Raw genomic sequence first — 12257 nt, 5'->3', positions numbered from 1 at the left:
CCAGGATCAAACTCTCCATTGTAAAATGAAGTTTTTGATTCCAACTATTTATAATAATCAGAATTCTTTTTTTATATCTCTGATCTTGGATCGAATTGAACGAATTACTTGAATTTGTTCATGACTTTCGTTTGTCTACTCGTCACGCTTACATGATTGTGTTTTCTTAAAGAACTTTGTCGCTTCAACTTCCGTATCCGCTTTATTCCGATAGGCATTGCGCCCCTCTTTATCGTTTTGTTTTTCCCTTCGTTTCCGTTGGGACTGCAAAGGTAGAAATCTTTTCTGAACTTCCAAAAACTTTTTCAAGTTTTTTTTCTTTTCCCTTTTTTCGATTTCCGCGTTTAAAATAAACTGAGCGGGATTTTAAATCCTGCCAGACTTCTCTTAAACCCTTTTTTTTTTCATTATTCCTTCTTTCGAAGCAACCGTCCCTCCCTTGCGGAGTGGTGCAAAGATAGGGAGTTTACTAACAAACTTCCAAGCCTTTTGTTCTTATTTATTTCATTTCGCCCCTAACTGCCTGTAACGGTGCGAGATTCTTTTTGGTTTCTGACCACAGCCCTGCGCCGAAGGTGGCAAAAAGGGTACTTTCCTAAGATCTGCAGCGGATTTCTGTCCCTGCTTCACGTACGGGCTTCCACTCAGGGCACCGGAAAGAGGGTGCTTTGCGCAAGAGAACACTAAGGGTCGGACGGGAATGGCAGCGCAGCCGGCGAACGGGGATAGGCAGGAAGATAGCAGCCAAAAGGTCAAAGAACATCAGGCCACATAATCCGGGCGGGACCTTCTGCCAAAAGCCTGCGTGGCATCCCCGGGTAGAATCCGTACCGGGAAAGACGGAAAATTGTGCCGCCGGAAAAATGTCACCCCAAGGATACCGCAGCACAGCTTATAAAAGGATGACAGCATACAGCACTCCTGATTGACCCTTTTAATAGCTATACTTTCTTACCACTTTACTTAGGGTTTACTTAGGGTTTAGTTAGGGTTTGTTTAGGTATAGCTTAGGTTGTAGCTAAACAAACCCTAGCTTAAAGCTAAACTAACTCTAGACAAAAACTAAACTAAAGGATAAGCAATCCAGAACTCTTCTCCGTTTAGGGAAGAACCCTGGGGGGCACTCGCATTATAAAACGATCCAAACCCAGTTGGCCTGAGCCTCATGACCTATATTGAAAGACCTTATCCGATTAACGATCTGTTTTAACAGTCAACCTTCTACTTATATAACAGGTAATTTTACAACTATTGGAATATCTCTTTTTTCAGTAAATTTGATCTAGGTTAATAAATAACAAAAAAGAAGACCTTATTTTTAAGAAATTAAAGATATTAAATACTTTTATTGCACATAAAACCATATTGGTCCATGATAGATTATGCTCAGCTTTTAAAACAGGTGGAAGAATATGCTGAAACTTATATTACAGAAAATATTTCAGTTTGCCATTGTTTTCACAATACGATACACACACGTTCTGTTGTACGTGCTGCGGAGGAGATTTCATCGTACTATAAACTAGGAGAGGAGGATCACTTTATTGTTATTAGTGCTGCCTACTTTCATGACCTTGGCTACGTAAAATCTGACAATGCTATCGGTCATGAGAAGATAAGTGTCGAAATTGCTTTCAATTTTCTCCAGGATAAAGGAATACCGGAAGCCGTACAGGAAAAAATCAAAGGTTGTATTTTGGCAACAAGAATGCCTCAGGATCCCACAAACCTACTGGAACAAATTCTCTGCGACGCGGACCTATTTCATTTTGGGAATGAGGATTTCGTTAACAGAAACAAACTGATGAAAGCCGAAGCCGAAGCAGTATTAGGGAAGGAGATCGATAAAGACGTATGGCGGGCGGGCACAATCAAACTATTAATGAGCCATCATTACCATACTGAATATGCGCAGCAAAAGCTTAATGCCAAAAAGGAGATGAATCTAAAAGAACTGGAGAAAAAACAAGAGAAATCTATCTCAAAAAATAAAGAAAGCAAAAAAGAAGACAAGAAGGAAAAGGAGAAAGGTAGTAAGCCAGAACGTGGGATAGAAACAATGTTCCGGATTACGTCCTCAAACAATCAGCGATTAAGCGACATGGCAGACAACAAGGCCAACATCTTGTTAACGGTCAATTCTATTATCCTTTCCGTCGTGATTGCTGTCTTATTTCGGAAACTAGATGCCAACGAGCACCTTATTATCCCAACAATTATCTTAACAACGGCAGTGGTAGCAACCATGGTCATGGCAATATTGTCAACAATACCCAAAATTCCCTCTGGTAAATTCTCAAAGGAGGAAATCGAACAAAAATCAGTCAATCTGCTCTTTTTTGGGAACTTTTACAAGATGAAACTCGACGACTACAACGAAGGCATGCAGAAGGTAATGGTCGATTCGGAATTTCTATATGGCATGCTCACCAAGGATGTTTATTCGCAAGGTGTGGTATTAGGCCGAAAATACAAACTTCTACGATACGCATATGGAATTTTTATGTTTGGCCTTGTGATATCGGTTGTTTCTTTTGTCGTCGCAACCATATTTTAATGCGATCCTATAAATACAGCTGAATATGTCAGGATCATATTGTTCAAACTTTCTTTTTTATTTAAAAAGATGCTGCCTTTAAATCAATCATTAGCGACCAATAGACTGCATCATTTATTGATGTTGTTGTAAGCATGTTGCCATAACCATAAATTTATACGGATGAAGAAGAAAGACCTTTATATCAACAGAGACATCAGCTGGCTGTCGTTCAATGATAGGGTACTTGACCAAGCTGGTCGTCAGGAGGTACCTTTATTAGAAAAACTACAGTTTCTCGCTATTTTCTCATCCAATCTGGATGAATTTTATCGGGTTAGAATGCCTGTACTGATGGCTTGGAAAAAAATAATGAAGCAAAATCCCGGGCAGCTCATTCCGAACATAGATATTGGGACGTATAAAAAAGCGTCAAAAACCATCAACAAACAACAGGAAAAATTTGGCCTAATACTAGCTGATATTATCCAAGAATTAGCAAAAGAAAATATATTCTTTATTTACAATCGAGCTATTCCGACCGAAATAAAAGATCTCACAGCCCAGTATTTCTTTACTACAATTGCCTCCTACCTCCAAATTATACCGATTGATGATACTTCTTTTTTCCCGATCAACAATCAGCTCTACTTCGTCGTTACGGACGACAATACTGGAGCTGTATTCTTTCTAAATGTCCCTTCAAATCATATTGGTCGCTTTTTCACCTGTGAGATCAATGGCAATAAATATGTCGTGCTCATAGATGATATTATCAGAGCATTTTTCCCTGAAGCCATAAGAAATACATCATTAAATTTCTACTCCTTTAAAATCACAAGGGATGCGGAATTAAATCTCCAAGATGAATTTGAGGGTGATATTGCCCAAAAAATCGAGACGGAAGTCAATAAACGTGACCTTGGCTATGCGACACGCTTTCTATTCCAGCCAAATCTGCCAAAACAGTTGATAGAAACACTGGCAACATTATTTGATCTGCGGAAAAGTAGCATTGTCGAAGGCGGAAACTACCACAATCTCAAGGATCTATTTTCATTTCCGATTAAAATAGCCGAACTTTCTTATCCAAAACAGCTGCAAATTAATAAGAATCAGAATTTTAAGGAATCTATCTTTGACCAAATAGACCGAGAGGATCTGTTAATCAGTACTCCCTATGAATCGTTCGACCCCATACTGCGTTTTTTTAACGAGGCTGCGATAGATCCAACCGTAGACGAGATTTACACAACCTTATACCGCATCGCCGGTGATTCACATATTGCACAAGCACTCGCTACCGCAGCAAAGAATGGAAAAAGAGTCAATGTATTTGTCGAATTGAAAGCGCGCTTTGATGAAGCAAATAATATACATTGGGCCCGATTGATGAAAGAACAGGGGGTAAAAATTACCTATAGTATCCCCAATTTAAAAGTACACGCCAAAATAGCGCTGGTCAAACGCAAACAAGGTCGTGAAAGTGCATTGCTAGGTACAGGAAATCTAAATGAAAAAACAGCAAAGGTCTACACAGACTATTTCCTCATTACCTCAAATAAGCTATTGACCAACGAATTGGACATGCTATTCGAGTTTTTACCGGCCCGGAGAAAACCCCATAGTCCAAATGAGCTGCCTTTTAGTCACCTACTGATTGCACAGTTCAACCTCAAACATACATTTTTATCCCTGATCGACCAGGCCATCCAAGCTGCTAAGGCCGGAGACACAGCTACAATAAAAATTAAATTAAACAATCTGGAAGAAGAATCGTTAATCAATAAATTGTATGAAGCAAGCCGGGCAGGGGTAAAACTGCAGTTATTGGTCAGAGGAATCTGTAGGCTAAAACCACAAGTACCTGGATTGAGCGACAACATTGTCGTGAAACGGATTGTAGGACGATATTTAGAACATGGCAGAATATTTATTTTTCAATATCAAGCACAAAGCAGCGTATACCTGGGTTCTTCGGACTGGATGAACCGCAATATCTACCGACGTATAGAAACTTGCTTTCCGCTGCTGAATCTAACATTAGCCCATCAAATACAGGAGCTGTTCGATATTCAGTTTGCGGACGACACCGAAGCAACTTTGCTGGATGAACATGGGCAAAATCAGGCAATAGAAACACAACAGAAGAATGTTTCGCAGCAACAAATCCTTAATTATTTGAAAGGCAAAATGAAACAATAGGACTATTCAGTAAGGCATCTCATAAAAGCATGACCAGCCTGAAAGCCCAACAAAATAATCATTGCACGTAAGCTCATTCAGAAATCTGATGACTTCATCAATTTAAATTTAATCATATAATGATGAAAAACCCGACGATATTGACAACTATGGCATTAGGCTTAGCCTCCGCTATTTTTCTCGCCTGCAACCCGAATAATACAGCCAAGGAAAATAACAACAAGCTCGCTCATGTTCAAGCTGAAAAACCGCAACAAATACCCTATACATTATCTTCGGGCATAAAAATGAGTTTGCCAGACGAGTTATTAGAAATATCCGGGATAGCCTTTCTCGCGGGACAGAATGACGATATTTATGCCATCCAAGATGAGCAGGGCTTTCTTTATAAGTTTAACCAACCGACACAAAAAGTCACGTTCAACCCTTTCGGAAAAGATGGCGATTATGAGGATATCTCGATAAGCAATACACATTTCTTTATCTTAAAGAGCAATGGCAGCATCTATTCCTTTCCGATTGCCGAAAAGGACGATATAAAAAACGTTGTTGAACAGAAAAATTTACTCCCAAAAGGAGAGTACGAGGGACTTTTTGTTGACCGCGAAAGTAACCAGGCATACGTATTATGTAAAGAATGTAAGGTCGATAGAAAACAACCACAAACCTCTGGCTATGTCTTTTCAATTGACGAGCATGGTCAATTTCAGCCGAAAGGAGAATTTGCCATCCAGCTTGATCAACTTCAGGCATTTGATGCTAAAATTAAGAAAACGTTCAAACCCTCGGCGTTAGCTAAAAAAGCAGACAGCAAGGAATGGTATATCTTATCTTCTGTAGACAAAGCCCTTGTGGTAACCGATGAGAATTTTCGTGTAAAATCGCTCTCTCCATTAAATCCGAAGATTTTCCCTCAACCCGAAGGTATTAACTTTGATTCAAAATTCAATCTTTACATCAGCAGCGAAGCCGGTAATCAGGATAAAGGGATCATTTATAAATTTGAACAAAAATAGGCATGAAAAAGGTTGTACCATTCTTTCTTATTTTTCTTGCTAGTCATGTTTATTCACAACAAAAACATACACAGTCACCTGCACATCAGGGCAAGTCCTTTGCTAAAACCGTCATCAAGGACAGTGTAAGTATCGTTGCAAATGCAAAATATGGTAAAGCCAGTAAATTCAAAAAGTTCTTCCTTGGCGAAAACTACCGCAAAGAATGGGCTGCAGAAACCACCTTACCTTTGCTCCAACTTTCAACCTTATACGGGGGACTGCGTCCTGTCAAACAAGGGGGCGGGATGCAATCGGTTTCTCTACGACTTACAGATTCAAGCGGTCGGGAATGGGCCCTACGATCAGTCAATAAAAGGACTGAATCCCTCATACCAGAAGAGCTACATGGCACCTTTGTGCAGGATGTCTTGGACGATGCCACTAGCGCGCAGCATCCCTATTCCGCGCTTATGATCCCCGCTTTGGCAAATGCCGTGAACGTCCCACATGCCCATCCAATCATCGGCGTTGTTGCACAAGACAGCATATTGGGTGAATACGCTCCGCTTTTTGAGCATACGGTGGCTTTACTAGAAGAACGCGAACCTCTTGGTGATTCAGACAACAGCCCAAAAGCTGTACGAAAACTACAGGAAGATAACGACGATAACTTTAAGGCTAAGGCATATCTCCGCGCAAGAATGCTGGATGTACTGGTAAGCGACTGGGATCGACACGAGGATCAATGGCGTTGGTACAATGAAAATCAGGATAGCACAGATCACGATAAAGACTATATTCCTATTCCCCGCGATCGGGATCAGGCACTGCGTGTCACACAAGGTTTTCTAATGAAAGATATCTATCAGCAATTTGTCAACCCAGTCATGCAAGGTTTCACGACCGGTATTCCCGATATTCGCTATTCTTTGTTTAAATCACGCTTTTTAAATGCTCATCCGAGCAACCAGCTTCCTCACAAGGAATGGACCAAAGAGGTTAAGCAATTTGTAGCACGTCTCACAGATTCGGTATTATGGGAGTCGGTACATAGCCTGCCGCAATCGTCCATTGCTATTCGTGGAGAGCAAATTTTTAAAACACTTCAAAGCCGTCGTGATGCACTGCCCATGGCGATGGAAGAGTATTACAATTTCATTAATAACATTGTCGATATTCATCTCAGCGACAAAAATGAAAAAGTAGAAATATACAGCACAGCGAATAAAAACTTAAAAGTCAAAGTTTCGAAGATCAATAAAGATGGGAAAGTCACCAAAGCATTGATGGACAAAACCTATAAAGATTCCCTGACGAAAGAAATTCGTCTCTATCTGGCTGAAGGAAAAGACTCTGTTGTCATCGATAACGCAAATTCTCCTATAAAACTCCGAATTATTGGCGATAACACGCCAAAGACTTATGTGATCAACCAAAGCAAATCGAAAATACAGCTTTACGAAAACACCAAAAATTCCACTTTACTGGGTGAAAAGAACAAAATAAAGCTTCATTATGCACAAGATAGTACCAACACGCAATTTGTTCCTGTAAACCTGTACAACACCTGGCTACCCCTGGTAACTGCGGGCTATAATGCTGATGACGGTTTTTCGCTGGGGCTAGGGGCTGCTTACACACATCAGCGTGGATTTAGAAAAAGTCCTTTTACGTATAAGCAACAACTTACTGTAGCAACAGCCTTCCGGACCGGAGCTTATAAAATTCACTATAGAGGCGAATGGATAGCTGTTGTCGGGGACGCGGATCTTGTTGTCGATGCGCTAGCAAAAGCTCCTGACAACACGCAGAATTTCTTTGGCGTAGGTAATAACTCGCTCTTCTTAAAGGAACAGTATGGTGCAAAATATTACAGAAGTAGATTCAATATTTTCAATGTCAATCCACAGTTAAGGTGGAAACCTTCAGCTACATTAAACTTTGCCGTAGGTCCGCATATCCAATTTTACCACCTAGATCCGATTGAAAATCAAGATCGATTTATTTTAAATCCCCAAGCTTTACATTCTTACGATAGTTTATCGATTACCAAAGACAAAGCTTTTGCAGGTATCAATGCATTTTTAACGCAAGATTCCCGTAATCGAAACATTAACCCAAGTAAAGGGCTATATATTGAAGCCGCTTTTAATTCTTATTTTGGACTCAATCAGTACTCAAAAAACTCAGCGCAGTTAAGTGCAGCAATGACGGGCTATTTTAGCGCATTCAATGAAGGTATTATATTCGCCAATAGAACAGGAGGGGGCACCGTTGTCGGGAACCCTACATTTTATCAATATCTATTTCTAGGCGGCCATGAAAATCTCAGGGGATTTCGCCAGTATCGATTTGCAGGGCAACAGATGCTTTACAATAACCTAGAGGCTCGTGTCAAAGTAATTGATGTCAAAAGCTATGTTCTTCCAGGTGAATTCGGACTAATGGGTATGTATGATGTTGGAAAAGTGTGGGCAAAGGGCTATAACAACGATAAGTTTCATCAAGGTGTGGGTGGAGGCATTTATTACATCGTCGCCAATGCACTTCCTTTGCATTTTGTCATGACGAAATCCAATGAAGGTTGGTATCCCTATTTCAGCACAGGTTTCCGCTTTTAAAATTTTCGATCCATGGAGATAAAGAAAGTACAACTCACAACGGCGAAAATGGCCAATACGTATGCAAATGGCAGGCTAGACTTTGAACCATTTTTCAAATACCTGGAATCTTTTATTGAAAATGGCACTTCATCGGATGACATGATTCCTTTGTTTGCGTTGGAACGCATCAAAGAAATAGAGCATCTCAACGGTAAACTCTGCAAGCATAACCTCAATGCCTATAAAGATATTCTGCAATTGATTTATAGCCTCTCCGTATCGTTGGTTGACACTGCTCCAAAAAGGTACTGGGCACTCACAACAGCCCTAGCAGAAGAAGCCTTCTATGGAACGGAAGCCTTTTTCGACCTAACTAGCCATCAGCTTGTGGAGCAAGAAATTCAAGGGAAGATGCGTACCGGAAGCCTTCTTACTAATCAAGAAAAGCTCTTTTATACCCTCATTTTCGAGCGTCTGTATGGCTTTTCTTCCAATGAAAACAGCAGCATTGTTTATCATCAACTCAATGATCAGGGGGAGATCGTGGATTATTACGATTTGGACATCGATTTCAAATTTGTTGAGATAAAGGCAAAAAAAACACTGCCTGCGCTTGATATCGGTCGTTTATCGGAAAATCCTAGTGATTCGCTTTTTGATTGGAATACCGTTATCAATACCGTTAAACTGGAAGATTTTGAGTTATCGGGCTTTAGTATTGTAACTTTCAGAAAGACCAGTACGGAACATACTTTACGCCGCATTCAGTCCATTCTCTTGGACCTTCCTACATACAATTATCACCTCTTTTTCGCTGATTTAGAAAAAATCATCACACCGCTATTAAAGGGGGCTGATACCGTATTTAGTTTATTTCCGTTATTCCAATTAAATGGAGTCCCATTTTTCGATTATTCAATCACCAATAAGAGCATCTTGATTGCGGAAGCGTATACCGCAAATAAAACCTTCAAGATCAATCCTGAACTTGCGGGCTACCTAAAACATCCGCATGTGATATTTTATACCAATAATGCGACGAATGGCCTCCGAAATACCACATCTATTTTAGACGAGCGGATTGGTCGCTCGGGGGTAACGACCTATCTGTGTATTCCACTTATCCATAATCATTCCCTCTCAGGCATATTGGAAATATACAGCCATGAACAAGATCAGCTCGACAATGAGACAATGCAAGCCTTAGGTTCTTTGGTCCCGCTTTTATCACAATTATCTCAGGATATTACGCTAGAATTTAAAAAACGTATCGACGATATCATCATCAACCGGTTTACGACCATACAGCCTTCGGTTCAGTGGAAATTTAACCATATCGCGGCCCAGTACATTCAGGACCTGGAAAACGACAGTCGGGATGCGCATATCAAAGCCGTTGTATTTGAAGAAGTCTATCCGCTCTACGGTGCTGTCGATGTCAAAGACTCCACCATCATAAGAAACGCCTCCATTCTGAAAGACTTTAGCTTCAAGGTCAAACAGCTCGCAATGCTTATTGATGAGCTCTCTTTAGATGGAAAGCACAAGTTGATTATGACTTTTTCAGCACGTGTTGATCAAATTACAGAATCTCTTGATCATATTTCTTTTGATGAGTCGATGGTCAAGATCATTGAGTTTTTTAGGAAAGACGTACAGCCATTTTTAGAAGAAGCCAGAAAGCAATTTCCGTCAAAAATAGAGGTGATTGAACATTATGCGAAGCATTTTTTCACCAATCGAGAAACCGGTGAATTTTATAGGAATGAATTTGAAACTTCTTTACGCCAAATCAATCAATTGATCGGTAAGGAACTAGACCATTTCAATAGCTTTATCCAGGGGAATTACCCATCGTATTTTCAAAAATTCAGGACAGACGGTATTGAATATGACATTTATATCGGCGAATCCATTACACCACAACAACCATTTAGCTACGAATTTATTAATGTATTTAGGCGTCAGCAAATTATTTCTATGGCTAGAATTGCGCTGAAAGCTTACCATGCGAAGGATATTCTGCCTCTGGCTTTAGAAACAACACAATTGATTTTTATCAATCCACATAGCATTGATATCAGCTTCCGGGAAGATGAACGGAGATTTGATGTAGAGGGATCACTCAATATCCGTTATGAAATAATCAAAAAAAGGATAGACAAAATTCGGATAAAGCGAACCAAAGAACGACTTACTCAGGTCAATAAAATTGCTATTGTCTATTTATCGGATGAAATCCTGGAGGACCTTATGTTGAGTATAAAGGCAATCTACGACATGGGCATCATTGAGCATACCATCGAACATTTAAAATTGGAGGATGTACAGGGAATCGCGGGTTTGAAAGCTATTCGCCTTTCGGTGAATTTAAACTATCAAGATTTCTCCTAAATTTGTCCAATAAAGGGAAGTTTATCCCCATTGGTGTTAAGCGATATGGGCTACCGTCAACTGGAGATTTTAATATAATGATTTAAAAAGGATTACCATGATTACTGATGCCAACTATTTTTATCTAAGCGATTTGCTTGGCACCTTATTTTTTGCAATATCAGGCACGCTGTCGGCAAAACGTAAAGATATTGATATTTTTGGGGCAGCCTTTTTAGGCTTTGTGACAGCCATTGGCGGTGGATCGATGCGGGATGTATTTTTGAATCTGCGCCCAGTATGGGTTAATGATAGCAATTACCTCATTGCTATTTTCCTCGGAATTTTAATTGCCATTGTCTTCAACAAACAGTTGTATGGTTATTATCGCACGCTGACACTTTTTGATGCCATCGGAATTAGCTTTTTTACTATCCTAGGGGTACAAAAATCACTCAATTACGAAAGCAATACCTATGCTGCCATTATCTTTGGAATGTTCACCGCGGTATGTGGGGGGATGACGCGCGACGTCCTACTCAACGAAACCCCATTAATCTTTAAAAAAGAAGTATATGCTACGGCCTGTTTAGGTGGAGGTCTCACGTATATCTTGCTGGTGCATCTCGATCTTGATCTTTCTTGGGCTGCCTTTATTGGGGCTGCTGTTGTATTTTTAATACGAATGACAGCCGTTAAATATCGTCTATATTTACCCCGGTTGGATTGAGGAATGTCCTTCTTCGCGGGTGTAGTTTCTATAACACGCTTTACAGAATGACCAATTCAATCTCAAAAATGGAATAAAAGGATGGATTGGTAGGTAGAACACGGATATTCTTGATCTCCAACCAATTTTATCAGGAGGAAGCAACAAAGAAAAAGCGTTAGTATGAACTAACGCTTTTTCTTTTGCTGTGGAAATTTCATTTTATAACCAACGCGAATATTTCCTTTCGCGATAGCATCTAATCGCCCCTTCAGCATCGTTTTCTTCAAGGCACTCAATTTGTCGGTAAATAGTTTACCTTCAATATGATCATATTCGTGTTGTACCACACGTGCAGCCAAACCTGTTAAGTCTACTTCATGTTCTTCAAAGTTCTCATCTAAATAATTGATGCGAATATTTCTGTGACGCAATACGTCCTCATTAATATCTGGGATACTCAGACATCCTTCACCGAAAGCCCATTTCTCACCAGACTCTTCAACCATGATAGGATTGATGAAAACTTTTTTGAACGATTGGAGCACCTCTTTGTTTTCTTCATCATCTTCTGCGAAAGGAGTTGCATCGATAACGAACATACGTATAGGCAAACCTACCTGTGGAGCTGCCAACCCAACACCATGAGCTGCATACATGGTATCGAACATATCATCAATCAATTTCTTTAAATCTGGATAGTCTTCATCTATTTCTTCAGCGACCTTTCTTAATACAGGATCGCCATACGCCACTATCGGAAGTTTCATATGTATTATAATTATTTATAAGTGCCGATACTCATTGCTATACCTGAGTTCGTTACACGTTGT

At 40.0% G+C, this 12257-nt stretch carries 8 protein-coding genes; 6 read left to right on the top strand and 2 right to left on the bottom strand.

Annotated features, from left to right (window positions below; genetic code table 11):
• Positions 1-135: 135 nt before the first annotated feature.
• Entirely contained in the window at positions 136-309 is a 174-nt protein-coding gene (locus IQ31_RS27350; RefSeq protein WP_158638880.1) for a hypothetical protein, read from the bottom strand.
• Between the two features lie 1063 nt (positions 310-1372).
• On the opposite strand from IQ31_RS27350, the gene IQ31_RS13485 reads away from it, so the two are divergent.
• From IQ31_RS13485 to IQ31_RS13460, 6 genes are all read left to right on the top strand, one after another.
• Positions 1373-2557 (top strand): Pycsar system effector family protein, encoded by a 1185-nt coding sequence (locus tag IQ31_RS13485; RefSeq protein ID WP_244294484.1) that lies wholly within the window; start codon positions 1373-1375, stop codon positions 2555-2557.
• A 162-nt stretch (positions 2558-2719) separates the two neighbouring features.
• Positions 2720-4741 (top strand): polyphosphate kinase 1, encoded by a 2022-nt coding sequence (ppk1, locus tag IQ31_RS13480; RefSeq protein WP_145328284.1) that lies wholly within the window; start codon positions 2720-2722, stop codon positions 4739-4741.
• A gap of 119 nt (positions 4742-4860) precedes the next feature.
• Positions 4861-5757 (top strand): AvrE-family type 3 secretion system effector, encoded by an 897-nt coding sequence (locus IQ31_RS13475; protein WP_244294482.1) that lies wholly within the window; start codon positions 4861-4863, stop codon positions 5755-5757.
• A gap of 2 nt (positions 5758-5759) precedes the next feature.
• Positions 5760-8360, top strand: coding sequence for a BamA/TamA family outer membrane protein (locus IQ31_RS13470; protein ID WP_145328283.1), 2601 nt, complete (start codon positions 5760-5762; stop codon positions 8358-8360).
• A 12-nt stretch (positions 8361-8372) separates the two neighbouring features.
• Entirely contained in the window at positions 8373-10736 is a 2364-nt protein-coding gene (locus IQ31_RS13465; protein ID WP_145328282.1) for a GAF domain-containing protein, read from the top strand.
• Positions 10737-10833: 97 nt separating this feature from the next.
• Positions 10834-11445, top strand: a complete 612-nt coding sequence (locus IQ31_RS13460; RefSeq protein ID WP_088163355.1) for a trimeric intracellular cation channel family protein — start codon at positions 10834-10836, stop codon at positions 11443-11445.
• A 167-nt stretch (positions 11446-11612) separates the two neighbouring features.
• Here IQ31_RS13460 and def read toward each other — a convergent pair whose 3' ends face one another.
• Positions 11613-12194, bottom strand: a complete 582-nt coding sequence (gene def / locus IQ31_RS13455) for a peptide deformylase (protein WP_088163356.1) — start codon at positions 12192-12194, stop codon at positions 11613-11615.
• Positions 12195-12257: the final 63 nt, after the last annotated feature.

Origin of the sequence: Sphingobacterium siyangense (assembly GCF_007830445.1) — a bacterium.
Lineage (GTDB): Bacteria > Bacteroidota > Bacteroidia > Sphingobacteriales > Sphingobacteriaceae > Sphingobacterium > Sphingobacterium siyangense.
This window is presented reverse-complemented; position numbering and strand designations above follow the sequence as displayed.